At 41.1% G+C, this 26203-nt stretch carries 25 protein-coding genes and 2 tRNA genes; 17 read left to right on the top strand and 10 right to left on the bottom strand.

Going from position 1 to position 26203, the window contains the following annotated elements; genetic code table 11:
- Positions 1-204: 204 nt before the first annotated feature.
- A complete protein-coding gene (locus D4T97_RS05670; protein WP_126048595.1) occupies positions 205-906 on the bottom strand; it encodes a DUF421 domain-containing protein in 702 nt (233 codons plus the stop codon).
- Positions 907-1530: 624 nt separating this feature from the next.
- On the opposite strand from D4T97_RS05670, the gene D4T97_RS05665 reads away from it, so the two are divergent.
- The 3 genes from D4T97_RS05665 to D4T97_RS05655 all read left to right on the top strand — a co-directional run bounded on the left by D4T97_RS05665 (position 1531) and on the right by D4T97_RS05655 (position 4419).
- A complete protein-coding gene (locus D4T97_RS05665) occupies positions 1531-2790 on the top strand; it encodes a cytochrome P450 (RefSeq protein WP_126048593.1) in 1260 nt (419 codons plus the stop codon).
- A gap of 100 nt (positions 2791-2890) precedes the next feature.
- Positions 2891-3415: an STM3941 family protein gene (locus tag D4T97_RS05660; RefSeq protein WP_126048591.1), complete on the top strand. Its 525-nt coding sequence runs from the start codon at positions 2891-2893 to the stop codon at positions 3413-3415.
- 125 nt (positions 3416-3540) lie between these two features.
- On the top strand, positions 3541-4419 hold the full coding sequence (locus D4T97_RS05655; RefSeq protein ID WP_126048589.1) for a DUF6612 family protein: 879 nt from the start codon (positions 3541-3543) through the stop codon (positions 4417-4419).
- 64 nt (positions 4420-4483) lie between these two features.
- Here the strand turns inward: D4T97_RS05655 and D4T97_RS05650 are convergent, their stop codons facing one another.
- The 3 genes from D4T97_RS05650 to D4T97_RS05640 form a co-directional block, all read right to left on the bottom strand.
- Positions 4484-5473 carry a S8 family peptidase gene (locus tag D4T97_RS05650; RefSeq protein WP_126048587.1) on the bottom strand — a complete coding sequence of 330 codons (990 nt, stop codon included), beginning with the start codon at positions 5471-5473 and terminating at the stop codon, positions 4484-4486.
- Between the two features lie 628 nt (positions 5474-6101).
- Entirely contained in the window at positions 6102-6371 is a 270-nt protein-coding gene (locus D4T97_RS05645) for a hypothetical protein (RefSeq protein ID WP_126048585.1), read from the bottom strand.
- Between the two features lie 671 nt (positions 6372-7042).
- Positions 7043-8215: an MFS transporter gene (locus D4T97_RS05640; RefSeq protein ID WP_126049165.1), complete on the bottom strand. Its 1173-nt coding sequence runs from the start codon at positions 8213-8215 to the stop codon at positions 7043-7045.
- A 203-nt stretch (positions 8216-8418) separates the two neighbouring features.
- Here D4T97_RS05640 and D4T97_RS05635 point away from each other — a divergent pair, with 203 nt between their 5' ends.
- The 11 genes from D4T97_RS05635 (at position 8419) to D4T97_RS05585 (ending at position 17444) form a co-directional block, all read left to right on the top strand.
- Entirely contained in the window at positions 8419-8931 is a 513-nt protein-coding gene (locus tag D4T97_RS05635) for a type 1 glutamine amidotransferase domain-containing protein (RefSeq protein WP_126048583.1), read from the top strand.
- 99 nt (positions 8932-9030) lie between these two features.
- Positions 9031-9486 carry a MarR family winged helix-turn-helix transcriptional regulator gene (locus D4T97_RS05630; protein WP_126048581.1) on the top strand — a complete coding sequence of 152 codons (456 nt, stop codon included), beginning with the start codon at positions 9031-9033 and terminating at the stop codon, positions 9484-9486.
- 10 nt (positions 9487-9496) lie between these two features.
- Positions 9497-10315 (top strand): glutamate racemase, encoded by an 819-nt coding sequence (racE, locus tag D4T97_RS05625; protein ID WP_126048579.1) that lies wholly within the window; start codon positions 9497-9499, stop codon positions 10313-10315.
- A 906-nt stretch (positions 10316-11221) separates the two neighbouring features.
- Complete coding sequence (locus D4T97_RS05620) at positions 11222-12295, top strand: GerMN domain-containing protein (RefSeq protein WP_126048577.1); 1074 nt, start codon at positions 11222-11224, stop codon at positions 12293-12295.
- A 289-nt stretch (positions 12296-12584) separates the two neighbouring features.
- Positions 12585-13358 carry a ribonuclease PH gene (rph, locus tag D4T97_RS05615; RefSeq protein WP_126048575.1) on the top strand — a complete coding sequence of 258 codons (774 nt, stop codon included), beginning with the start codon at positions 12585-12587 and terminating at the stop codon, positions 13356-13358.
- Positions 13358-13951 (top strand): XTP/dITP diphosphatase, encoded by a 594-nt coding sequence (locus D4T97_RS05610; protein WP_126048573.1) that lies wholly within the window; start codon positions 13358-13360, stop codon positions 13949-13951. The genes rph and D4T97_RS05610 overlap by 1 nt, the downstream gene beginning before the upstream one ends.
- A 458-nt stretch (positions 13952-14409) precedes the next feature.
- Complete coding sequence (locus D4T97_RS05605; protein WP_126048570.1) at positions 14410-15852, top strand: MDR family MFS transporter; 1443 nt, start codon at positions 14410-14412, stop codon at positions 15850-15852.
- A 78-nt stretch (positions 15853-15930) separates the two neighbouring features.
- Positions 15931-16004 (top strand) — tRNA-Arg (locus D4T97_RS05600).
- A 192-nt stretch (positions 16005-16196) separates the two neighbouring features.
- A complete protein-coding gene (locus D4T97_RS05595; RefSeq protein ID WP_164525481.1) occupies positions 16197-16418 on the top strand; it encodes a hypothetical protein in 222 nt (73 codons plus the stop codon).
- A gap of 208 nt (positions 16419-16626) precedes the next feature.
- Positions 16627-17205, top strand: a complete 579-nt coding sequence (locus D4T97_RS20735) for an excalibur calcium-binding domain-containing protein (RefSeq protein WP_235872164.1) — start codon at positions 16627-16629, stop codon at positions 17203-17205.
- A 32-nt stretch (positions 17206-17237) separates the two neighbouring features.
- The gene (locus tag D4T97_RS05585; protein WP_164525480.1) at positions 17238-17444 is read left to right on the top strand and encodes a hypothetical protein; all 207 of its coding nucleotides are present in this window, start codon (positions 17238-17240) and stop codon (positions 17442-17444) included.
- 256 nt (positions 17445-17700) lie between these two features.
- Here D4T97_RS05585 and D4T97_RS20895 read toward each other — a convergent pair whose 3' ends face one another.
- Together D4T97_RS20895 and D4T97_RS05575 are read right to left on the bottom strand one after the other, a co-directional pair.
- Positions 17701-17922 carry a YjcZ family sporulation protein gene (locus D4T97_RS20895; RefSeq protein ID WP_408021591.1) on the bottom strand — a complete coding sequence of 74 codons (222 nt, stop codon included), beginning with the start codon at positions 17920-17922 and terminating at the stop codon, positions 17701-17703.
- 113 nt (positions 17923-18035) lie between these two features.
- Positions 18036-18866 (bottom strand): protein-glutamine gamma-glutamyltransferase, encoded by an 831-nt coding sequence (locus tag D4T97_RS05575; RefSeq protein WP_126048565.1) that lies wholly within the window; start codon positions 18864-18866, stop codon positions 18036-18038.
- A 397-nt stretch (positions 18867-19263) separates the two neighbouring features.
- On the opposite strand from D4T97_RS05575, the gene D4T97_RS20440 reads away from it, so the two are divergent.
- Positions 19264-19388, top strand: a tRNA-Arg gene (locus D4T97_RS20440).
- A gap of 153 nt (positions 19389-19541) precedes the next feature.
- Here the strand turns inward: D4T97_RS20440 and D4T97_RS05570 are convergent.
- Entirely contained in the window at positions 19542-19805 is a 264-nt protein-coding gene (locus D4T97_RS05570) for an excalibur calcium-binding domain-containing protein (protein WP_126048563.1), read from the bottom strand.
- A 364-nt stretch (positions 19806-20169) separates the two neighbouring features.
- Here D4T97_RS05570 and D4T97_RS05565 point away from each other — a divergent pair, with 364 nt between their 5' ends.
- Positions 20170-20817, top strand: coding sequence for a FusB/FusC family EF-G-binding protein (locus D4T97_RS05565; protein WP_126048561.1), 648 nt, complete (start codon positions 20170-20172; stop codon positions 20815-20817).
- Between the two features lie 362 nt (positions 20818-21179).
- On the opposite strand, the gene D4T97_RS05560 is transcribed toward D4T97_RS05565, so the two are convergent.
- Positions 21180-22112 carry a thermonuclease family protein gene (locus D4T97_RS05560; protein WP_126048559.1) on the bottom strand — a complete coding sequence of 311 codons (933 nt, stop codon included), beginning with the start codon at positions 22110-22112 and terminating at the stop codon, positions 21180-21182.
- A gap of 200 nt (positions 22113-22312) precedes the next feature.
- On the opposite strand from D4T97_RS05560, the gene D4T97_RS05555 reads away from it, so the two are divergent.
- Complete coding sequence (locus D4T97_RS05555) at positions 22313-23461, top strand: saccharopine dehydrogenase family protein (protein ID WP_126048557.1); 1149 nt, start codon at positions 22313-22315, stop codon at positions 23459-23461.
- Positions 23462-23551: 90 nt separating this feature from the next.
- Here the strand turns inward: D4T97_RS05555 and D4T97_RS05550 are convergent, their stop codons facing one another.
- Both D4T97_RS05550 and D4T97_RS05545 read right to left on the bottom strand, forming a co-directional pair.
- Positions 23552-24745 carry an acyl-CoA dehydrogenase family protein gene (locus D4T97_RS05550; protein WP_126048555.1) on the bottom strand — a complete coding sequence of 398 codons (1194 nt, stop codon included), beginning with the start codon at positions 24743-24745 and terminating at the stop codon, positions 23552-23554.
- A gap of 15 nt (positions 24746-24760) precedes the next feature.
- Positions 24761-25948 carry a CaiB/BaiF CoA transferase family protein gene (locus D4T97_RS05545; protein ID WP_126048553.1) on the bottom strand — a complete coding sequence of 396 codons (1188 nt, stop codon included), beginning with the start codon at positions 25946-25948 and terminating at the stop codon, positions 24761-24763.
- Positions 25949-26203: the final 255 nt, after the last annotated feature.

Here is a 26203-nt window from a genome sequence, read left to right as displayed (position 1 = left end):
AAGAATGCAGCAATTAATGGAGAAATTTTACCCCGTAATACAACGAGCCGAGGCAGGCTCTCAACAAATGAAGAGTAGTCCATACACCTTTGGATTCCACATCTTCAGCATCTTCTATATTCGTCTTTTCAATTATTTTCACTCCACTGCATCTGATATTATCCCAAACAGAATTAGTTTGTTAGAAGAAGACAAGAATGAAGCCTAATAAAACAAAACCTTTAACTGCTCGTTTCTATCCATAGTTGCCAGTAATATGTCGGATATGTCCACTCGATAAGTGGATTCGATTTTATTTCTGAGCCACACTTCATCTTTATTTAACTGCTTTAATTCGTTGATATCAATTTTTCCCTCTTTGACGATTGTTCTAGAGAGGGAGAATTTGTCTCCTATGATTTGCATGTCCTCTTTTGTTACTGTTTGATATTTCTGTTCAAGAAAAAATGAAATCGTCCCATCAGGTTCCCAGAGAGCTAGGGCAACTTTTTGAACATCGTCAATTTTTTCTTTTCTTGTTTCACATAATAAATAATCGAGGGAAATCTTGGCCTTTTTTAAATTTTTATATTTGATCTGTCCATTTTCTATGAGAGGGAAGGAGGGAGGATCAATAAATTTGCGAAGTCGGTTTATTTTTAAACTGGTGAAAACACTTGTTGTATATAAAAGAACAAGTACACTCATTGTGATCATTGTTCCCTTCATGCCTAACTTTTCATCAGATAAAGGATGAGCAATGATGTTTCCGATAATTAAAGAAATGACGAAGTCCAGTAACCTTAGTTGAGAAATAGATCTCTGACCCATTGCTTTAGCAATGACTAGCATAAAGAGATATGCAAGTACAGCTCTTAAAACCCATTGAATAGCCGTTAAAGACTCCTGACTGTTAAAAAAGTCCATCCATACACTCTCCTCTATATATTAAAAAAATCATAAAAGAAGGTCGCCAAAATAAATAAATGATGAGGTGAATTTTTATATAACAACAAAATGACCACATAAGGGCTGCCAAAAAAGAACTTCCACTTGCTGGTATCGCTAAATTTTAGGTATGACTATGGTGTGAAAAATTATTCAGTTTCAACCAAAGCTAAAAAATCTATCAAATAATTCCGGTATCGACTTCTGACTTAGCCAATCTAGATGGTCATCGATTTTTTGTTTTCCTATTAAGTTTTTTATGGTTCAGCAAACTTACTACTTATATTTTTATAAATGAACTCAAATTATTTTTAACCAAATGATCACGATTATGCTAGGTCGACAATACACCGTTATAATAGCAAATTAATGGAACTGGAGTCCTGTGGCGGTACGCTGCCCGATTCTCTTTGATTCCCTCGGTGAAACCGGGATTGGTATGCATTTTAATGTCTAGGGACTAGCAAACAGCCTCTATGTTCTGTAGTTAACGTAAAGCTGTATGATCCCCAATTGTCTGTCTCCCCTTTAAAATTTAAGTTTTTAAAAGAGCATCATAGGGAACATTAGGTTAAGCCAATCTTTTAAAAGGAGACTGTACGTATGTCGGAATTAAATAAAATGCCTCGGGAAGAGGGGATGGATCACAGTGTAAGCTTGCTTAGGGAAGGATATATGTTTATCCCAAACAGGCGTCAAAGCCTTCAATCCGATGTGTTTGAAACTCGTCTGTTGGGACAAAAAGCAATTTGTATGGGCGGAAAGGAAGCAGCCGAGATATTTTATGATCATGATAAGTTCAAAAGGGCTGGTGCAGCCCCTAAACGTGTGCAGCAAACATTGTTCGGTGAAAAGGGAGTTCAATCGCTTGATGGCAAAGTCCATTTACATCGAAAAAATATGTTTATGTCACTCATGTCTGAGGTAGCAATAAAAAGATTTGTAGAAATGAACAGGGATGAGTGGAAAAAAGCAGTGGATACATGGCTGGGTATGGATGACGTCATTCTTTATGAGGAGGCAAAAAAACTTTTATGCAAAACTGCATGCAAATGGGCAGGCGTTCCACTAAGCAGTGAAGGTCTTGATAATAGAGTGGGTGAATTGGCTTCCCTTTTTGAATCACCCTCAGCTATAGGGCCAGAGCATTGGAAAGGAAGGCATAACCGGAATCAGGCAGAAAAATGGATAGGGGAACTAGTGGAGCAGGTTAGGGAAGGGGAGATATTACCCGATGAACAAGCGGCACTTTATGTAATATCCATGCACAAGGACTTGGAAGGGAAGCTCTTGAATACCGAAGTGGCTGCTGTTGAAGTCATCAACATATTAAGACCCATTGTAGCAATTGCCATATATATTAATTTTACGGCGTTGGCATTGCATCAGTTTCCAGAACAAAAAGAGAAGCTGGCATCGGCGGATGACGAATTTATGCAAATGTTTATACAGGAAGTGCGAAGGTTTTATCCATTTTTTCCGTTTGCGGCTGCACGGGTAAAAGAGGATTTCGAATGGAAGGATTATACTTTTAAAAAGGAAACTTTGACCTTGCTGGATTTATATGGGACAAACCATGATCCTGGATTATGGGACAACCCGAGTGTATTTAATCCAGAACGTTTTAAAGAGCAGGAAGACAGCCTGAAGTTTAGTTTGATACCACAGGGAGGCGGCAGTTACCATGACGGGCATCGCTGTCCCGGGGAGTGGATCACAATTGAGGCAATGAAAGTATGCGTGGACTTTTTGGTAAATCGAATATCGTACCAAATACCGGATCAGGATTTGAGCTACAGCCTTGTCAGCATTCCAAGCATACCTAAAAGTCAAATCAAGATTGAACGCATTAAAAGGAAATGAATCGGCATTTTCATCCTCCGCGGGTCATTCGGAGGATTTATTTTTTTCTTTATAACATTTACGCTTATGAGTATGAACTTTTGCTTATGGGGGATTGAATATGGATGCATATATTGTCATGCCAAAAATTAAAAGGACGATCATGCTGGCGTTTTTCTCTTTCGTTTTTGTTTCAATAGGAATCTTGATTTTGGCTTTATCCATTAACGGACAATTTGAAGGGATACTGCCGGCGTCGATTGGAATTATAACAATTACTGTGTTTGGACTCTGCTTCATTTATTACATCAATGTACTCATAAAACGTGAGCCGGCAGTCATTGTTACTAATGAAGGGATTATTGATCAGTCTAGTTATATCGGAGCCGGCCTGGTTAAGTGGAAGGAAATTGAGGCCATTGATTTGATAAATTTTTCAGGACAGGTTTATCTCGGAATTTTCACCTTCGATGGCGAGCTGATTATTAACCGTTCCAACGGGATGAAAAGAGTCCTTAACGTTTTGAATAAAGGTCTTTTGCCATCACAGGTCAACATACCTGTTAAAAATCTCGCATGTTCCATTGAAGATCTATTTGAAGCTATTGGCGAGCGTTGGGAAATGGCTTTAAAGGAAGAAGGGTAAAAACGCCAATGTTTTATTAGTACTTTAGAATCAAACTGTTAAACTTTGAAACTATCGTGCGATTGATTCGTAAACAATATAAAGCATCTAGACGCTTTACAAATTTCAGGGGAGTTGAATTTTTAATGAAGAGAACTATATCAATCTTTTTTGCTGCAATGCTTATGCTAATGATGGCGGCATGCAGCCAGACGGCTGAACCTGTGGAAAAGGATGCGGGAGAGGACAAGAAGGAAGAAACCGCAACAGATACAAAAAAAGAAAAGGAACTGACGCTTGAAGAAGTTTTTAAGAAAACGGAAGAAGTGAATAAGGACCTAAAAAGCTTCAAGAGTCAAATAAACATGAAGCAGACGGTCAATGCCGCTGGAGAAAAGCAAGAGATCAATTCGGATATCGATATGGAGTTCATCACGGAGCCAATGGCATTGCATCAAAAGATGACTATGGACATGGCTGGTGAAAAGCAGGAAATTGATGCGTATATGACAAAAGAAGGCTTTTACATGTATGAGCCAAATCAAAAGATGTGGATAAAGCTTCCGGAAGAATTTTCTGGCCAAATCTTGCAAATGTCTGAAGGACAATCAAATCCTTCAGGGCAATTGGAACAGTTAAATAAGTTTGTTGACGAATTTGATTTTAAACAAGACGACAAGAATTATATACTTACTTTAAAAGCTTCCGGTGAAAAATTTGATCAGTTTTTAAAAGATAACGTTAAGGAAACATTGCCGCCGGAAATGCAGGCTGAAGCGATGATGAGTGAAATGAAATTCAATAAGGTTGAATATGAACTCTTTATTGATAAAGAAACTTTCTATTTGAACGCTCTGAACATGGTGACCGATACCGACACTGAAATTGAAGGCCAGAAGATGAATATGCATTTGGATATGAAGTCTACTTACAGCGACTATAATGCAGTGAAAAACATTGAAATTCCAAAAGAAGCACTTGAAAATGCTCAGGAAATCAATTTGGATGAGATGGGCGGGCAATAATGATATAGGAGTTCAGGAATCAACAGGGAAGCCGCGGCTTCCCTGTTGATTTTTAATATGAAAATTATACCTTCAAAGGAGAATCTCCGATACAAGCATTTAAGATCGTAGCTGCAAATTCTTGGTCAAATATCTTGGCGATATGCTCTGGAACGGTTAAATAAACAATACCATTTCCTTCAAGTTTTGGAGAAAAACCGAGTGGAACAGTTCTCTTGATTAACTGGGCATAGAGCTCTGCTTCGGAAAGCTGTCTTCCAAAGCTCTTATTCGCTAAAACTTTTATAAGGGCAAGCGCCCCTGAAACATGCGGCGTAGCCATGGATGTACCACTTAAGGTGGCATATTGCCCATTTAAATATGTTGATAATATCTCCTCACCCGGTGCTACTAAATCAACCTCGTCATGGGAACTTGTAAAATCTGATGAAAGCCGCTCATGATTAACTGCTCCGACGCAAATGACCTCGTTATACCGTCCTGGATAAGCGAATTCATCAGTTAAATCACTCCCGTCCCCATCATTACCGGAAGCACAAACAACCAGTATATTATTGCAAACTGCTTGTTTGATTGCTTCGTGAAGTTTAGAATTGTCATCGGGCCCTCCCAGTGACATGGAAATGATATCTGCTTTCTGCTCAATCGCAAAGTTAATCCCCTTGATGATCCATTCATGCAAGCCGGAGCCTCTCCTGTTAAGGACCTTCACAATTAGCAAGCTTGCCTCTGGAGCCACCCCGACTACTCCCAAGTTGTTTTCGCTGGCCGCAATCGTTCCCGCTACATGTGTTCCATGACCATTATAATCTTGAAAAATTTCCGGGTTGCCTCTATCATCATCCGTAAAATTTCTTCCACCGATAATCCGGTCTTTTAAATCTGGATGGTCTGTATCACAGCCTGTATCCAAGACTGCAATCACTATACCTTTTCCCTTCGTATCTTGCCAAATTTTCGGAGCCTGAATCAGTTCAATCCCTTTCGGGACTTCTTTTACTGTGTCTAATTGCTGGACCACACGGAACGGAATTCCATGGACAAGTTGGTTCATTTCTTCTCCTCCTCTTAAGGTTTTTTTAAACAGGGGATGATCCTTGACACTCCCATGGCTAAAAGCGGCAAGCTGACTAATGTCAGTGGGATTCTGGTGCTTGAGCGTCCTAATTTATATCTGCTTCGGAACTGTCTTACAGTAAAAGAGTTTGTTTATAATTTTTTTGTTTTTCAATTTTGTTTTGATTGTTAAATGTGCACCAGAGCGCCTGAAATTATTTTTCTCTTTGATTTTTCTTGTGTGACTGTACTTCCTGTAGGCTTGGCTTACTATCGCTGATGGAAAATGGCTTATGTGGCGCCTGTTAAATGCCTGGATAAAAGCACCCAGTTTGAAAGCTTCGTATTTGTTTCTGACATCTGTTTGTATATTATTTTCTTCACTTCAGCGGGCTACAAGAGTTCCATTCCGATAGTGTTGGTATGCATAGTATCCTCCTTTCTTTTATAACCTAATGGGAACACATGTTCCCATTTCTGTATTTTCATTATATTTCAAACAAAAAAGAAAAACAAGGTGAATTTTCATAGACTCATCATCTCCGTGAAGTTAAGTTCTTTTGGCCTGCGGAATTGAGTGCAATACCATTTAAGAAACTATATCGATCGGTCAAATAAGCTTTTATTTAGCAAACTTTATTTTTTGTCTGCTTTTTACGAGTGTTTTTTCTTTTTTTTAGCCTTTGGATTTCAAAATGAAGATAAAAAACCCAAACGACCCAAACAACAATGAGCACATGAACCCAATACTGTAGCAAAGTCCGTAAAAGTTCTGTTAGAGTTTGGCCTGTTTTTATAAATGCATCAGGAAATATTAAACCAGAAATGGAAGCAGCAACTCCGACCCATGGCAACCACCAGCTATTACGATTTGCCCATTCTTTAAACCTCTTCAATAGCTTTCCCCCCTTCCTCCTAATGTGAATTAATGAGCATCTGTTGAAGCCGACATTTCAGACATTCCATTTGGTAAAAACTGCCGAGGGCGGATTATTTATAATAAATAAGGCTTCAATGAAACCTTATGGGAAACAGGTTAGGAAAAAGAGGCTTACGCAAAATATAAATAAGGATTGGGAGTAGATTATTTTCTTTAGGTGCCATTGGCACGAGGTCCCAACCCTCAAAGATGATTATTCGTGATGAGCGTACTCTTGGTCTTTACTTGGATAGAAAATATATTTAAAGAAGCAACGAAAGGAGAGAGAGTCGAATGTATGTGTAAAATCGTGGTGACGGGATAGTTGAATGTCTCAAAATCTACCGCTTTACATAGTGGAGCGTGGATTAGGAAACTTTGCAACAATTTGCCCATGCTTTTGAGGAAGACATGTGAAGTAGACTTGTTTTCTGAAGTGAGAGTAAATGGAAGTGAAAGTTATTTTTATGAAAAAATTGTTGACTGCATAGTTAGGCTTAACATTACTTTACCCTTCAAGTTAGTCAGTAAACCATAAAATGTAAAAATAGGTCTTTTTATCCAGTGTGATTGCAAAATAAAGCAAACTTGAAAATCTCAAGTTTGCTTAGAAAAAGTCTTGTATGTTTGATATTAATCTGGGTTCTTTCATGATGAAATAGAATGAACTTTAGTCGCTCTGGTTTTATATAGCTGATACATAAGAAAAGTAAAGACTGAAATGATCAACCCTGATATATAAGGAAACCCAATCGCGATTGAAAATAGCCAACCACCTAGGGGAGGCCCGATAATCCTTCCCAGCGAATCAAAAGATGACAATAGGCCAGTTGTGCTTCCATGTCCTGCCGTGGACGTCTTCGTTAATAAGGCGGAAACACTCGGACGTATGACCCCATTGCCAATTCCGAAAATCGTAAGGTAGACAGCAGCTGTTGCGAAGCTGTCGACGAGCAAGATCAAACCGAAGCCGATGGCAGAAACTACGATGCCAATTTGGATGACTGCTCCTTCTCCGTATTTTTTCGTCATTCTCCCAACCAATCCGCCTTGGACAATTGCACCTGCTACGCCCATGATCATAAAAAGATATCCTAATTGAACAGTGCCCAATCCGGCTTTTTTAGCAGCAAAGTAAGCGAACGTCGCTTCCAGTCCAGCTAAAGATAAGGAGGTGAACAACTGCAATATGTATAAAATAGAGATTGGGCCACGCAAAGCTTTGTGCAGCGGCATCTTTTTCACCAAGTGCTCTCCTCTTTTTTCAGGAGGTAACGATTCTTTCAAAAGCAGTAAAACGAAGATGAATGTAAGCAGGGAAGAGAAACCGGCTATAAAAAACGGCATGCTTAAACTTGTTTTTGAAAAGACTCCCCCTATGGCAGGACCCAGAATAAAGCCCAGGCCGATTGACGCCCCGATGATACCCATTCCTTTGCCGCGGTCTTCCTCGGAAGTGACGTCAGCAACATAGGCCATGACCGTAGGCATGTTGGCTGATGAAAGGAATCCGCCAATGACTCTTGCTGCAAAGAGCATCCACAATGCGGATGAAAGAGCCATCATGAAAAAGGAAATGGCCAAACCGAAAATTCCAATCATCATGACAGGCTTTCGGCCGATTCGGTCTGAAACCCTTCCCCACATCGGCGCGAAAAGTAATTGCATGAGGGAATAGACGGCCATCAACAGGCCAAGTTCTGCAGGTGATGCTCCCATTTCCTCAGCATAGAACGGCATGACAGGGATGATGATTCCAAATCCGACCATGACAAAAAACATGACAGCAAAAAGTATTGGTAATGATTTTTTCGTATCCAAACCAAGTCCACTCCAGTCTACAATTGAATCTCTCGTTGATAGGGCTTCGAATGATTCCCTAATTAACATTTCTCTCCATATTAACATGAAATGAAAAGGTGTGTTAGCATAAGCCTTTGTTTCATACATACGGCTTGGAATTTCACGTTTTTTTAAAAAGAATTAGGGAAAACAGACAAGTAGTAAAGGAAGGAGTGTTTGAATTGGGTAAAAAAATTGCCACATTAATAACTGATCTGTTCGAAGATGTAGAATACACGGAGCCGGCCAAAGCATTTGAGGAAGCTGGACATACTGTTGAGACCATTGAAAAAGATGCGGGAAAAACGGTCAAAGGAAAAAGGGGAGAAACGACCGTTACGATTAATAAAAGCATTGATGACGTAAAACCGGAAGATTATGATGCGTTGTTTCTTCCAGGAGGGTTCTCACCAGATCAACTTCGAGCAGATGAGCGCTTTGTCAATTTTACAAAATCATTCATGGACCAGAAAAAACCTGTTTTTTCCATCTGCCATGGACCTCAGCTCCTAATTACGGCAAAAGCACTTGAAGGAAGGCAAGCCACTGGCTATAAGTCTATCAAAGTTGATATGGAATATGCCGGAGCTGATTATAAGGATCAGGAAGTAGTCGTCTGTTCCGACCAGCTTGTGACAAGCCGGCAGCCTGATGATATTCCAGCGTTTATTAAAGAGTCATTAAAGTTGTTATAATCATATGAACATAAGAGGGAATTCATCAATTCCCTCTTGTTTTTTTGACGAAAAAGGGCGACAATGCATATAAAAGGGTACAGGGAGTTGCACTGGATAATGAACGATGAATCAGGCTTCCAGCATAATGAAAATGTCGTCGCTGAACTTGAAAAAGATTTAAGATACATATCTGCAATCGTAAAGCAAAAAGGCAGGGAACTGCTGGTGGATTATGCGATAACACCACCGCAATTCATCGGGCTTCAATATCTTTTTGAAGACGGCGATATGACGATTGGTGAATTATCCAATAAGATGTTTTTAGCTTGCAGTACAACGACAGATTTGATTGACAGGATGGAAAAAAAAGAACTCGTTGAACGGGTTAAAGACCCGAAAGACCGGCGTGTTGTTCGCATACACTTATTAAATAAGGGCGAAATCATCATCAATGAGGTCATTAAGAAAAGACAGGAATATTTACATGCTGTGCTTAATGATTTTTCCGAACAAGAAGTCATGATTTTAAAAGACAGCTTAGCAAAATTACATCGAGAAATGAAAAAAGAATGAGGCGTTTGTATTGAATGAGGCTATAGGAGTTATAGATTCAGGTATCGGCGGGCTGACAGTGGCGAAAGAGATCATGCGCCAGCTTCCAAATGAAGCGATATATTATGTCGGTGACACTGCACGTTGCCCTTATGGTCCGCGGCCTGAAGAGGAAGTAAAGGAATATACTTGGCAAATGACTTCCTTTTTAATGAAATTTGACATTAAAATGCTTGTGATTGCTTGCAATACCGCAACTGCAGCTGTATTGGAAGAAATTCGATCGCGGTTGCATATACCGGTCATCGGAGTGATTTCACCAGGTGCCCGCGCGGCGTTAAAGGCGACTGAAAATAGCCGGGTGGGAGTGCTTGGGACGGTTGGCACGGTCAAGAGCGAAGCTTATGTCCGTGAGCTGACATTAATCAATCATGATGTTGAAGTTACGCAACTTGTCTGTCCAAAATTTGTGCCTATTGTGGAAAGTTTTCAATATAACAGCGAAATTGCTAAAAAAGTGGTTAAAGAAACATTGAAGCCGCTAAAGGGAAGCGACATTGACACGCTTATTCTAGGCTGCACCCATTACCCTTTACTTGGCCCTCTGATTGAAGAGGAGATGGGTCCCAGAGTAAAAGTTATCAGTTCCGGTGATGAGACTGCCAGGGAAGTAAGCACCATCCTACACTATAATAATATTAGAAACACAGACCAAGAACCGGCAAACCACCGTTTTTATACAACAGGATCGAGAGAAATCTTTAAAAAGATAGCGTCAGATTGGTTAAAGGATCCGGAGCTTGAGATTCATACTGCAAAGCTTGGAAAATATTTGACTCAGCTAAGTTGAATTAAAAGCATCCGTGGAGAAAAAAGCAAAAATAAATCATATTAACTTTAGGAAGCTGTCTAAAAGTTCCTAATCTAAAAGGCAGATGGTAAACAAGTTGTTTGACCATCTGCTTTTTTGTATTTCGGAAATTATAAACGCTTAAGTTTGTTGATAACATACTATCTGTTTGTGCTACCTCCAGCTCTAGCGCCTATCGACTAGCAGACTTTGCGCCTCTAGAGCTACTGCGCCATAGTTGATTCGAAGAAGCTTTGTTCAGCTCGTCGCAAAGCGCACGAAGCTTTTTCGTAGGAGCAAACTCATGATGCTTGGACGTAAGCAGCTTGGCTCCGACGGACAGGACGTCCTAGTGCCACCGACGCACAGGAAGTGCTAGTGTAAGCGAAGCGACAGGATGTCGCGTTCTGAGCCTGCCGAAGCCACAGGATGTGGTTGTCTGAGGCGGCCTTCGTCGCCGTGTTGTCCGGCTGCGAGTGCCATCGGCTCGAGGTCATAAGCCAATCACTTCTGAAGGCAAAGAACGCCTTCGCCAGTGCTTGTCTTATGCTTGTCGCCGATAAGCAGGCACTCTCGCACTTCCTTATCCTTTATCTCGTTGGAGGCACTCTTGTCTAGTTACAACGCCTAGCCTCTCGAGGTCACAAGCCAATTCCTTGTGGTGGCTGAAGAACTGCCTCCTCGGGAATCGTCTTGTGCTTTTCTGGGCTGATCAAGGCGTTTCCGCGTTTTGGCTCAGTCTGTACGTCGATAAACAGGCGCTTGCGCTTTTGTGTATAGCGGATTATTCTGTCCTTCGCCGAATAGACTCTCGTCCTTTTTCTAATAAAAAGATAAGTCCAAGCGGTCTAAATGAAACAAATAGCTCGTATACATGAAGTACAAACTGTTCTAGGAGGGGTACAAATGTGCAAACGGGCGAAAATAGCCGCGGTTGCTGTGATTCTGGCAGCAAGTGCGTTTATATCGGGCTGCGGTCTTTTCGGTAAAGGGAAGGAGAAGCTGGATCCGCCTCAGGATGTAACATACTTAAAAGAAGGAGAAGGGTTGGAGACTGCGCCTGAAGAAACTGCTTCTGACAAGGAAACGGCTGGGGAGGAAAAGGCAGGCACTGTCATGCGAGATCTTTACCTGATTGATCGTAATGGTATGGTCGTATCCCAGACACTGCCCCTTCCAGCATCAGAAAGCGCAGCAAAACAGGCTTTGGAGTATCTTGTTGCAGATGGACCTGTCGCGGAAATCTTACCTAATGGCTTCAGAACCGTGCTGCCGGCTGATACAACGGTTGATGTCGATATTCAAGACGGCAAAGCGATCGTTGATTTCTCTGAAGAATTTGCAAGCTATGATGCAAAAGATGAGAAGAAAATATTGCAGGCAGTCACTTGGACATTAACTCAATTTGAATCCGTTAAAACTGTGGAATTACGAATGAATGGTCATCGATTAAATGAAATGCCGGTAAATGGGACGCCAATCAGTGAAGAAGGACTCTCAAGGCAGGATGGTATCAATATCGACGACTCAGAGGCTGTAGATATTACGAATACAAGGCCAATGACTGTTTATTACTTATCACAAGCGGATGATGAAATCTATTATGTGCCGGTGACACGCCGTATTTCCAATAATGAGCAGGACGATGTTGCGGCCGTAATCAAGGAATTGGCAGACGGACCAGGAATGCTGATGGGACTGGCAAGCGCACTGACCAGTGATGTAAAATTGATTGATGAGCCAAAAATAGAAGAAGGAGTTGTAACCTTAAACTTCAATGAATCCATCATGGGGAGTGAGGAGAAGAAAATCATCACAGACGTTGCCTTACAATCTCTCGTACTATCATTGACTGAACAGGAAGGCATTGAAAGCGTCTCGGTTTTGGTTGACGGCAAAGCGGAATTGGCAAATGAAAAGGGCGAACCATTGACTGAGCCTGTCATGCGCCCGGAAAAAGTTAATGCAGAAAGTAATTAATTAACCAATATTTGTTATACTATAGATGAGCTTGAAAGAGGCCGGCATAGAGGTCATGCCGGCTCTATTGTTTTTTTATAGGATATTGAAAAGTCACGAAATGATAAGCGGTGAACTGTCGGCTTGTTTCTGCACTGCTCATTGTCTAAAAGCATACATTGTGCTGCTCGAATCTGCGCCCGCGAAGCACACGACGTGCTAGTGTCGACGTTGCCACAGGACGTGGCGCCTTTAGTCGACCTTCTAAATTTGGCAACTTTTTAACACGAACTTTAAGGAGGATATATTATTGCGCGTTGATGGGAGAAACTCAGATGAACTAAGGAACATACATATTGAAACAGACTATTTAAAACATCCGGAAGGGTCAGTTTTGATCACAGTAGGAGACACGAAAGTGATCTGCACTGCGAGCATTGAAGAAAGAGTGCCACCTTTTTTAAGGGGTGAAGGAAAAGGGTGGATTTCGGCGGAATATTCCATGCTGCCAAGGGCAACACAAAACCGGAATATAAGAGAGTCTTCCAGAGGTAAAGTTTCAGGAAGAACGATGGAAATCCAGCGGCTTATAGGACGATCGCTTCGTGCAGTTGTGGATCTTGAAGCGATTGGTGAAAGGACAATTTGGGTTGATTGCGATGTTATCCAGGCTGATGGTGGAACGAGAACAGCTTCTATCACTGGGGCATTTGTTGCCTTGACGTTGGCAGTTGCCAAGTTGGTGGAGGAAAAAGAGTTGCCATCTTTTCCGGTAACCGACTTCCTAGCAGCAACAAGTGTTGGAATCATTGAAGAAGCCGGCGTTATTTTGGATCTTAATTACATAGAGGATAGTTCGGCATTGGTTGATATGAATATCGTTATGACAGGTTCGGGAGAGTTTGTCGAGTTGCAGGGGACGGGTGAAGAGTCCACGTTTACAGCGAGTCAGCTGCAGGAAATGCTTGCCGCTGCCGCAAAAGGGATGAAGGAATTATCCGCCATCCAGAAGGAAGCCCTCGGACAAGTTGCGGAAAAAATCGGTTCAACGTCCAGGAAAATCGATGGAAGTGAAGATCAGTAATGAAAACCGTCATAATTGCTACAAAAAATAAAGGCAAAGCGAAGGAATTTGAGCGGTTGTTTTCAAAATACGGTATCATAGTGAAAACACTTGTTGATGTACCGGAAATCCCTGACATCGAGGAAACAGGGAAAACTTTTGAAGAAAATGCCGTCATAAAAGCAGAAGCGATTGCCAAAATTTCAGATTCATATGTTGTGGCCGATGATTCCGGCTTGGTCATCGATGCGCTTGATGGAAGGCCAGGTGTATTTTCGGCCAGGTATGCCGGGGAAGAGAAAAGTGATGAAGCAAACATTGACAAGGTACTGAGTGAACTGGCCGGCGTGAGCGAAGAAGACAGGACAGCACGCTTTTACTGCGCCCTCGCAATTGCCGGTCCGGATATTGAAACTGTAACTGTCAACGGAACATGTGAAGGTTTAATTTTGAACGAGCGCCGCGGAGCCGGCGGCTTCGGGTATGATCCCATCTTTTCCGTGCCGTCCGAAGGAAAAACAATGGCTGAGATGAGCGCCGAAAGGAAAAATGAATTGAGCCATCGTGCGGCAGCCATGAAGAATCTGGAACCTTATATTGAAAAATTGTCCTAGTATAACTATATAAATTGAACTAAAGGTTGTGCACACTTAGAAGCCACCGCTGATTTCCGTTCCAGGCGGACGCTTTCCGCGGGTGGGGCTTGTCTAGCTGCAACGCCTAGCCCCTCGAGGTCACAAGCCAATCGCTTCTGAAGGCAAAGAACGCCTTCGTCAGCGCTCGTCTTGTGCTTGTCGGGGCTGAGCAAGGCGTTTCCGCTTTTCCAAGAGCCTCCTCGGTCGCTTCGCGTCCTGCGGGGTCTCAAGGCCCACGCTACTCCCGCAGGAGTCGCCACCTTCCACTGCAACCAATGAACCGAGGTTTTGTTGTTGTCCATTATACATTGCACCAAGCTTATACTTGACGAAAAAATTTATTCCAAACTATATAGTGAGAAAAATGCGAAATGATACACCTCTCCGTCATATAATGATAAAATGCAATTAGCTTGTAACTGAAATCAGGTGAAATAGTGGCAATTAAAGCAAGGGGCAGTGAAAAAGCATTTTGGTCAATCATATCTGCCGTTTTTTTTGGAAACTTTCTAGCGGTCATGAATACATCGACAGTCAATATTGCAGTGCCTGCAATCATGGGCGAATTTTCAACCCACCTTCCGACTGCTCAATGGACGGTTACCGGGTTTATGTTGGCAGCTGGTGCTGCTGCTCCTTCAGCGGGCTGGTTTGGTACGCGTTTTGGCTATAAACGGGTGTATATTGCCGCATTATCAGGTTTTTTTATTTTTTCGGTTATTTGTATTTTATCCAATTCAATAGAAATGTTGATCATAGCACGAATGATTCAAGGGGTTTTCAGCGGCATCATGATGCCAGCAACCATGACTCTTATATATCAAACAATTGATAAGAGCAGACAGGCGTATGGAATTAGCCTGTGGAGTCTGTCTGCGGCGTTGGCGCCTGCGGTCGGTCCTGTTTTGGCCGGATTCCTTATTGATCTGTTTGACTGGAGAGCGGTGTTTTATTTTAACCTTCCAGTGACAGCAGGGGCGATTGCAGCCGCAGTCAAATTCCTTCCGGATACTGATAAAGGAGGAAAAACACCGTTTGATTTCTGGGGACTGGTATTTTCCTTTGGGGGAAGCATCCTATTGTTGACTGCCTTTGCAGAAGCTGGAACATGGGGCTGGTCCAATGTCAAAACACTTTCTTTGATTGGTGCAGGGGCATTATTACTCTTTTTATTTGTAAAAAGAGAATTAAAGATAGAATTTCCGCTATTAAATTTTTCTGTCTTTAAACACCGCAGGTTTGCCTACGGGATTATTTTAAATGCGGTTTTGTCGATTGCATTATATGCAGGGGCTTTTCTTGTTCCAATCTTTTTGCAGACCTCCTTGGGTCTGGGGGCACTGCAAACAGGCCTTATTATGATGCCGGGGGCCTTTGTGATGGCGTTTTTTACACCAATTACTGGAAGGCTTTATACAAGGACGGGGCCATTGCCGTTAATCATGGCAGGATTGATTGTCATGGCCATTGGGACGTTCATGATGGGTGAATTAACCATTAAGACAACAGCTTTTTATGTGATCGTATGGACATCCATCAGATACTTGGGAATTGCTCTCTGCAACATGCCAATCATCAATGTAGGGATGTCAGCTGTACCTCTTGATGTTGCGGGATACGCATCGGCGTTGAATAACTGGACACGGCAGTGCATCGCTTCCTTGTCCATCGCATTATTTTCCGGTCTGTTGGCTTATCGGTCGAATATTCATTTGGCGAGTGGAATTGATACGAAAGCTGCTTCCGCTGCAGCTGCGGGAGATGTATTTCTAATTTCCCTCATACCGTTAATTATTGCTGTTCCGCTCACACTTTTGTTGAGGGAACGACGCCAAACCGGTAATAAAAAAGTGTTGGCTGGCGAAAAGGTAAAGAACTAATAAAAATTTATTAAAAAACTATTGACTTTATCGAGCGCCAGCCATATAATAAAAAATGTCTTCAAAAATAATCAATATGTCCCAGTAGCTCAGCTGGATAGAGCAACAGCCTTCTAAGCTGTGGGTCGGGCGTTCGAATCGCTCCTGGGACGCTACTGAATAAAACGCCAAATCCTTTCAACAAAAAGGATTTGGCGTTTTTTCTTATTCGATTTAAAAATAATAAACATGTCGAATTATAACATATGGGGTTGGATTGATTTTTGGGCTTAATTCGCAGGCTTTTAAAAAAGAGTTCATCAAAGTGTACTGCGGCTTCCTGATCCTCTTCAATTAGGGTAGGATTGGATGAAGTTGATATCAAGATTTTGAAGACAACTCAGGAAGGCAGAAAATATATAGAGTATCACGAGAAATTCAATAATATACCTTTTGCCTACGGTGTAGGCATGCCTAACATTGATGAAATGTACTGCGGCGTCATCGGTCTATATGATGAATGCATAAAACAGAATACAACCTGGCAGGAGTTAGTTGGCAGCGGCTGGGATGAAAAACCTTCCTAGAAAGCATGTATCTGATAAATAGATATGTGCTTTTTTGTTTTGTTAAGGTGGTGTGAAAATAATACCTTCTTAAAAAAAGTATGTGAAGGATGTGCTAGATTAAGTGTTTCACTTATGTTATCTCTACCAAAATTTTAATTTACTTATCAGGCATTTATAACTAAAATTGATTAGTACAAATCGACTAGAAATTATTCGGAGGAACAGAATGAAAGACCATGATTTTATAAAAGTAGTAAAATTGTTGCTTATACTAGTATTTCTTTACTTATTGATGCTTGCAATAGAATGTATTGTAGGTTCATTTTGGAAACTCTTTTTATTTCTTGGAATCCTCCTCATTGTCCTATGGTGCTTTTATAGAAAGAAAAAAGCAAAATCGATTGCCAAAGGAGTCCTTTTGTTAATTATTTTATTATTATTTTTAGTATGGTCTATTGGTCCATGTGTTTATGAACGGCATTTTGCTGAACTTGAGAAGACAGAGTTAGAAGAAAAACAAAGGGCAATTCAGGCTGAAAAGTGGGAAAAAGAGTTCGAGGAGGATATGAAGAAGGCACAGGAAAAAGATAAGGAAGAGTATGACAAAAGAAAAGTTGTGAAAGAATCTAACGAAGCTGAAAAAGCCAATGGCATTTCTACTCCAGTTTATAATTTTAAAGAAGACCAGGATTGTTCGGACTTTAGCAACTCCACTGAAGCAACCGAATTTATGAAACAATCAATGAAAGCTGGCTTTGGAGATCACCGTTTGGACCGAAATAAAGATGGAATTGCATGTAACTAAACAGAAAAATGGTAGAAGATACTGCTTTAATAATGATACCTTCTTTTCCTGTTTTCATCGATGAATTCATGCAGCTACTTCCGGTTGTCATGTCCCTGGTTGATACCATCGCCGGAATTATCACGTACAAAAAATTGACTATGAATCAATTGTCGAAGTTGAATATAAAAATGGATAATCGGATTGTCGTGTGGCTTGTTGAATATCTTATTCAACAAATGGACCTTATTCTTGAATAACACTTGGTAGTTGATTTAGATATTCATATGAATAAGTAGAGATTGCGAAGGAATGTACTTAAAGTAACGAGCAGGTTTGCTCAATAAGAAGTTTATAGTTGTGTTGAGTTGTTCTAGAGTAATCGAATTTTAAGCACAAATACTACTTGGTTTTTTAAAAATAAAGATCAAGGCTTGAGGAGAGTTCCCCTAGCCCTTAGATTGTTTATTATATTAAATATAAAAATAAACTCTTTTTTACTTCTAAGCATTGAAGTTACCATTTGCTAAAGCCATAACAACTTGCACCTACAATGATAAGTAAAATAAACAATACTACAATAAGAACAAAATTATTCTGGTAAATAGGACAGCCATAACTATAAACAGGAGTTGGATGTCCATAATCATAAACAGGAGCCGTATAAGTAGGCATTGGTGCAACATTTGGAGGAACATTAACACCAAGAGTCGGTGGTGCGTTAAGGTTTGGATACATTATCACACTTCCCTTCATGTAAGGAATTTCTCTATATATTACTCTCGGAGGTGGGTTTTGAGCCCGTCTATAAAAAAATGGGTAAATGTCAGGGGTTGTGAAATGACCAGGTATTACAATGAATAATAAAGATAGTGAGCATATGAAATGGAGTTTTTGCTATGGTGCACAATCGGACGCTGCATTTTGTTTGCACTACCGTTTCTAGACCAGCTTGCCACTCTGAATAAATCCTTAAAAGAAGGTCTTGTCACCAATTTTGTTATATAAGCTGATTGATGACTGTCCGGTTTTCTTTTTTTATTAAGTATTTGAATCATTTCTTGTGATGTCCTTATATTAAAACCATGTCCAAACAATCTACCATCATTAAGGAGAACAGCATTAATACCTCTGAACTGTGGTGTTTTTCGATCAAAGTCAGGATTATTAACGTACAGGACATCTCCAGGTAGAAAATAATTAGAATAAAAGGTAATGATACCTACATCTGTATCTGTATGCCAACTGTAAAGGTATAGATTCAGAAACAGTGAATTAAATGAATTGCTACCAATACTATTCAATATGGCATGATAATAGATGATTGGAATAGCTGTTGCACATTCAAATGCATAGAGTGAACTGTTCCGATAAATATCCAGAACCGCATCAGCAGGCCGCACATCGGGTCTTAAAAGGAAGCCGCCTGCCCTAGTTAATTGCCAGTACCTGGGGTTGCAGCGGGCATATACAAAGGTTGTAAACTCTGCTTGACTTTTGTTCATTTCTTTCGCACTTTGAATAATGTTCTTTCGCACTTTAAGTTCAAACAATAATTCATGCTCGGAATAATAAGAATAAAAAACGGGAGCATTCTGCATCTGTTTAATAATTGTTTTCTCAATACTCCCAAGCTGCCAATTTTCATTCTGTTGAAACAGGACCCCTGATATTTGGATCATACAATCCCCCATTCCTATACGGCATTTCATCTGCATTCATATCTAACATATTCTCATTTTTATTAAGCATGTTAATTATTATTGTGAGTCAAGGGTAAGTGTAAATAGACCACAGGCTAGTTAAAAATGGAGCTGTGATTTAGGCAGCTTTTTTATCACTAAAGTTAGTGCAGAATTAGAGTTTGTTATGGATTGTACTTAAACCAACGGGTGCTTTAGTTCAATAACAATCTTCAACAATCGGGCGCGATTGTTGAAGAAGAGTATTTCAAAAAACAATTCAAACTATTTTCCGATTGCCTATAAAAAATAAAACTCCTCTCAAAAGACTGGGGTTTTAATATGGGGTTGAAATGGGGTTTTAATTCATCATTTGGGGTTGGGAATGGTCGGGACCGGTCCTATAGTCTGTTCAAGGAACGTGATTAAATCAATGTTTGTCCTAATTGTTTCATATGGTTCCGGGAAGCGGCAACAGCCTTCTAAGCTGTGGGTCGGGCGTTCGAACCGCTCCTGGGACCTACTGAAATGAAACGCCAAATCCTTTCAACACATAGGATTTGGCGTTTTTTCTTGTGTTCTATGGATATCTTGGAATCCGGATTTTAACAAAAGGGGCTTTGGAAAAAACGATGGATTTCGTTTACCGAAATTATTAGTATATCCCCGCAGGGCCTATTTTTCACACGCAATTCCGTCTTTATCTCTGTCCATTTTCTTATTTGCTTTATATAGAGAGGCAGAAACGTATGGCTTGTACTTTGTTTTGCCGCCTTTATTTTTAGTTTTTGAAGATTTAGCCACGCCTCCTTTGTAATCCTTATTCAAAGCTGTACAATTTTTATAGGTTTTCACTTTTGTTTTTGCTTCTGCTGAATCGATTGAACTAAATCCAAAAATGAGTCCTACGCCTAAAATAGTTGCCAATATTTTCTTCATAAAATTTCACTCCTTTTGACATATAGATCCTGCTATAAAACAACTTCAATTAGCTAATATTTTACTATCTTTTCAGATGAATGTATATTTAAAATTTTCACGAATTAGCGAGGGTATTTGCTTTTTTATAGAATTTGAGGTTTTTTGTTTACGCGACAACCCTATTTTCATGTACAATATGAGTGTTCTCTTGGAGGTGATATAAGATGGCGAAAATAACTCCGCCAGAATTAGCGGCGTCTCATGCAAAGCCTCTTATAAAACAGGCGATACTTTGCATGAGGTAGACATATCGAATCATCGCCTAATTTTTATAAATGGCTTTGTCTCCTATACAATTTTTACAAAAAAGGAGTTTATTAATATGACAAGCCATATTGAAGTACAGCCATTTATCAGATGTTACCAGTATAATTTTATAAGATTTCAAGTAGAAAATTTGGTGAATGCCCATTCTGCAGTTAAAGATCCGGCGGTTTTGAAGGCAGTTAAATATGGGGCACTGGATAAAATCATCGCTCTTTTTCCCGAGTTGCATGAGTATCATCAAATTTTTAATAAGGTTACTGAAATTGAAGACGGCATTCATGCAAAGCATTTTCTTACAGGCCTAAAGCCATACATTATTCCGTTTAAGCCAGTTACTGAAAAAACAGTGGGCAAATTATTCCCTAAAGCAGGGAAGTTGAAGCTGCAGTTTTTAAAGGAGATTGATTTTACAGAAGTTTCTTATTTGGGCTGGTATGATATCCGCTCAGATAAAAAATTCCTTATCTTCGATTACAAAGAGAAATTAATGGGGATTCAAGGGACGTTCAGGCATAAAGCTAAAGGGATTTGTTCTTTATGCAACCGTCATGGAGAAGTCGGCATGTTTATGGCAAATGTAAAAAGCGGAAAAGAAACATATACGAACCGTGGAAATTATATTTGTGATGACAGTCATGAATGTAACCAGAATATACAAAGCTTAAATAAGCTTGAAAGTTTCATTGAAGTGCTAAAAAACTGAGGGAATCTCCCCCTCAGTTTTTTTGTGCCGGCTTTCTTTTATTTTATTATTGTGTTAAGATGTACTGAATGCTTATCGAATGAACTTGAAATAACATAGATGAAATAAATTATTTGGCGTTCTTACATTAAGGACTTATTCACACTGGATCGGCTTCGGAGCCGTAAGGATGTTTGAGAGGTAGGGCTAACGTCGTTTAGGTTTAAAGAATATAACCGCGGCAATTTATTAGTATTTAAAAAATAACAAGTTACTTAATATATTCGTGAAGTATTAGACAAGTCATCATTTTATATGATGGCTTTTTTTTATGTAGTTGGCCAAAGATGTAAAAGAGGAATAGCCCTGTGTTGGGCTATTCCTCATCTTTCGCACGCATATCCATCTTTATCCCTGTCCATTTTTGGCTGATAGGCCGGATGTCCTTCAGGGACTCCATTTGGGTAAACCTTTCTTAGTTCTGTACAGTTTTGAAAGTATTCCGTGCCGCTTGCTGGCTCAGAAGCTGGAGCATTTGCAGGCTGACTGTTTGTCGAAGGCTGCTGGGAACCTCCAGAATTACTCGTTGATCCGGATGATGATTCCTTAAAGCCTGAATCTGTAGCATAGTTTTCGATGGACCATATGCCGATTGCTTTCGCTTTGGCTCGTTCCTGTGCTTTCTCATAAGGGGATAAGTGTCTTGTGTTTGGAGGGTAAACATAGGCAACCCGTGCCAAACCTTCTTCCAACAACGTCTCTTGCACACTTTTTCCGTCGACATACACATATGCTAGCAGGCGGCCGTATTTATCCACCCGTTCCCCGATATCGAACTCCAACGTTAAATCTCCACTGTTGAGTAATTGTCTGTTTCTCTCTTTTGCTTCTTCCCCAAAAGGCTGCTTGCCTAAGCGTGGATGGTTTGTTTCAGGGGTATCTATCAAAAGGTATCGGACATTCTGCTCCTTACCATTATATATAACCTTGATTGTGTCGCCGTCTATCGTTTTAACAAGCGTTACAGGAATCTGGTCCGTTGCACCGGCAGTGTCAGTGGACTTTTCTTTTACAGTTTCTTTTTTTGTCGAGGAAGGCGATTCTTCAACTTCTTCCTTATGTACTTCTGTATCGACTGCTTCTTCCTTATCTTTTTTCTGCTCCTGATTTAGAGAACCACTGTCTATGTCGGAGCAGCCGGCTAAAGCCATCAGGCTGACCGCAAAGACAGATGCAGTGACTTTCGGCTTAACTTTAGTGTTGGTGAATGTAGCTATTAAAAATAAGATGAAAGTGATTCCTAAGATGCTGTACATATGATTAAAATACCTCCATTGAACCTTAATAGTAACCTATTAGCAAGGTCTATTTTATCATCGGAAATTGTTTATTCAAGAAGAAACTGGAAAAGGTGCAGCACTTTACAATTTGGCGGCAAATCATTTCCGTGATTTGAACTCAATAATTCTACTATGCTATTAAGCATAAAATAATTAATGGAAAGGGAGTGATTCGAATGAAAATAGCTGTATTGGGTGCCGGGTTGATGGGGAAGGAAGCGGCGCGCGATCTCGTGGGTTCGAAGAATGTTACAGACGTTGCTGTGGCAGATATAAACTTTGATCAGGCGAAGGCTGTTTGCGAGACAATAGGTTCGCCAAAAGTAAAAGCGTATCAACTGGATGCTGGAAATTTCCAGGCGCTTGTTCAATTCCTTCGCGATTATGATGTTGCGATTAACGCTTTGTTTTATTCTTTTAATGAGCAGGTAGCAAAAGCTGCTATTCAGGCGGGGACAAATTCTGTCGACTTGGGAGGGCATATTGGGCATATGACGGATAAGGTTCTCGCCCTGCACGAGGAGGCAGTGTCTTCCGGCATCACATTAATCCCGGACCTTGGGGTAGCTCCGGGCATGATCAATATTTTATCTGGATATGGTGCCGGCAAACTAAGCAAAGTGAACTCTATTAAACTATATGTAGGGGGAATCCCCCTGCGTCCTGGACCTCCCCTGGAATATAATCATGTTTTTTCCATGGAAGGCGTGTTCGATCACTACACAGATCCATCCTTAGTGATTCGTGATGGAAAGATTCAGGAAATCCCGTCATTAACTGAAGTGGAAAGAGTGCACTTTGAAAAATTCAGCCCCTTGGAGGCATTTCATACATCAGGAGGGACTTCAACTCTTTCGCAGTCATATCCGAATCTTGAAACCTTGGAGTATAAAACAATCAGGTATCCCGGACATTGTGAAAAGTTCAAACTGCTTGTCGACCTGAACCTGACGCGCAGTGATTATTGCGTAGAAGTGGGGGGGCAGCAGATAAAACCGCGTGATGTTTTATTAAAAGTTTTACAGCCGATTGTTGATCTTAAAGATAAAGATGATGTCGTCCTGCTCAGAGTCATAGTAGAGGGGAATGCTGCCAAGGAGAATAGGACGTATGAATACGAAATGGTCACTTATAAGGATCGCTCCCATCAAGTTACAGCGATGGCAAGGGCGACGGCCAACACGATTTCTGTTGTGGCGCAGATGATTGGTGATGGAATAATAACTAAGAAGGGTGTATATCCACCGGAGCAAATTGTACCTGGGGAGATTTATATAGAAGAGATGGCCAAAAGGGGAGTCCAGATAGTTGAGAAGAGGCGTTAGGGGAGTGCTTATTTAAGGCTGAATTGCGAATAGCTGAGGGAATAAGAAGGCCTTCCAGAAAACACTATCTGGAAGGCGTTTTCATGTTTTTTATTCTTCGAACGGCCACGCCGGCAGCATCCTGTTAAGCTGCTTATCTTGACGGTAGCCTAGTACATAATCTGCCTGCATAACCGTATGGATTTCGCGTGTTCCTTCATATATTACAGGAGCTTTAGAATTCCTCAAATACCGTTCCACCGGATATTCGTTCGAGTATCCATACGCACCGTGAATTTGAACGGCGTCATCTGCCGCTTTATTGGCAAAGTCGCATGCTTGCCACTTGGCAAGGGATGTTTCCCGCGTGTTCCGCACTCCTTTGTTCTTCAATTCACCGGCACGGTATACGAGCAGGCGGCTCATTTGCAGTCCCGCTTCCATGTTTGCAATCATTTGCTTGACGAGCTGATGCTCGCCGATTTTTTTTCCGAAGGTTTCCCGCTCATGGCAGTATTTGACACTTGCCTCCAGGCAGGCCATGATTTGGCCGCAGGCTCCCGCTGCAACTGTGAAGCGGCCGCTGTCCAAGGCAGACATGGCAATTTTAAAACCTTCTCCTTCTTCCCCGAGCAGGTTCTCTTTTGGAACTTTCATATTTTCAAAGAAAATTTCTCCCGTATTACCGGCGCGGATTCCTAATTTTCCTTTGATTGCCTTGGAGGAAAAACCATCCATTGTTCTTTCTACGATGAAAGCGGAAATCCCATGGTGCTTTTTACTTTTATCCGTATAAGCGAATACGAGGAAGTGATCTGCTACGTCACAGAGGGAAATCCATGTTTTCTGCCCATTCAAAATATAATGGTCGCCTTCCCTGACAGCGGTGGATTGCATCGCGGCAACATCCGATCCCGCATTCGGCTCCGTCAATCCAAAAGCACCAATTTTTTCACCTTTCGCCTGAGGGGCAAGGTATTTCTGTTTCTGCTCTTCTGTACCCCACTGCAAGAGTGTCATGCTATTTAATCCGGTATGTACAGACACGGCTGTACGAAAAGCTGTGTCACCTCGTTCCAGCTCTTCGCACACAATCGCGAGTGAATTGTAATCCATTCCGGCTCCGCCATATTCCTCCGGAATGCAAACGCCCATCAGACCTAGTCTTGCCAAGTCCGTAATGATCTCGGAATGAAACTCGCCTTTTTCATCCCACTCAGCGATATGGGGCATGATTTCTTTATCTACAAAGTTCCGTACAGTTTTTCGTAACATCATCTGTTCATCGCTAAAATCAAAGTTCAATTACAGCACCCCTTATTAAATGATATTATTTTTCTTTAAAAATCCGATTAAATCTTCATCGTAACCTAGTTCCATCAAAACTTCATTTGTGTGTTCTCCAGCATCCGGAGGATAATAACGGACAGCAGCCGGTGTGCGAGAAAGTTTCAACGGACTTCCAATCATTCTGACCTTCCCTGCTGTAGGGTGGTCGATGGAATGGAAGATATCCCTTGCTTGAAGCTGCGGGTCGTTTTCCAGCTTGTTAATCGTCTGTATCGGACCGCATGGAATGTTATTTTCACGGAAAGCACCGATCCATTCATCGGAGCTGGCTTCCATCAGCCGCTTTTGTAAAATGGGTACCAGCACCTCTCTGTTTTCCACTCTTTTTGGATTAGTAGAAAACCTAGTATCTTCCGCTAGTTCCGCCATTCCCATTAGCTTGCATAAAGCCGTGAATTGCCGGTCGTTTCCGACAGCAATTACAATTTCGCTATCCTTCGTCTGAAAGGTTTGATAGGGAACGATGTTCGGATGGCTATTCCCTAGAGGCTCTGGGGTTTGTCCGGACATTAAAAAGTTGCTTGCGACGTTGATCAGCGCGCTGACTGCACTGTCATAAAGGGCAATGTCCAATTTTTGACCAATCCCCGACTGCTGCCTTTCAAATAAAGCCGCTTGAATGCCGATGCAGGCATATAAGCCGGTCAGGACATCTGTAATGGCCAGCCCGGTCTTTTGTGGACCCGTATCTTTATCGCCGGTTATGCTCATAAATCCGCTCATGGCCTGAATGATAAAATCATAGCCTGGTAAATTTTTATAAGGGCCTGTTTCCCCAAACCCTGTGATTGAACAGAAAATAATGCCGGGATGTATGTCTTTCAGCGTTTCATAACATAACCCGAGCCGTTCCATCGTCCCGGTTTTAAAGTTGTGGATGATGACGTCGCTTTCTTTAACCAGTTTCTTGATGATGTCTTTTCCTTCAGGGGATTTCAAATTCACTGTAATACTTTTCTTGTTCCGGTTCGCACATAAGTAATAGGCGCTTACTCCCTTTTGAAAAGGCGGTCCCCATGTTCTTGTGTCATCTCCTCCGTCAGGGGTTTCCACCTTTACCACTTCTGCTCCCAGGTCACCTAAAATCATTGAACAATAGGGTCCTGCAAGTACTCTTGACAAATCCAACACCTTGACACCTTTCAGTGCACCACCCAGTTAGTACCACTCCTTTCCCTTGTATATTACAAGTGTGCTTTGCCAAATGAATCAACATGGTGTCTGGAGGATTAAACGCTGGACAAAAGGGTATAGGTAAGATAATAAAAATATTGTGCTATTTTGTCCTATGCATTATATACATATATTCTATAAAAATTTGAAATATTCCTTCTTATAAAGAGCGCTTTTTCCCTCATGTTTGTTTTTCGAAGTCCTGCATGCTACACTAATCTACATTAAAAGTGATCTTGT

Origin of the sequence: Siminovitchia acidinfaciens, from assembly GCF_003605385.1 — a bacterium.
GTDB classification, from domain to species: domain Bacteria; phylum Bacillota; class Bacilli; order Bacillales; family Bacillaceae_C; genus Siminovitchia; species Siminovitchia acidinfaciens.
Note: the sequence above shows the minus strand (reverse complement) of the source record. Positions and strands in the feature narration are given on the sequence as shown.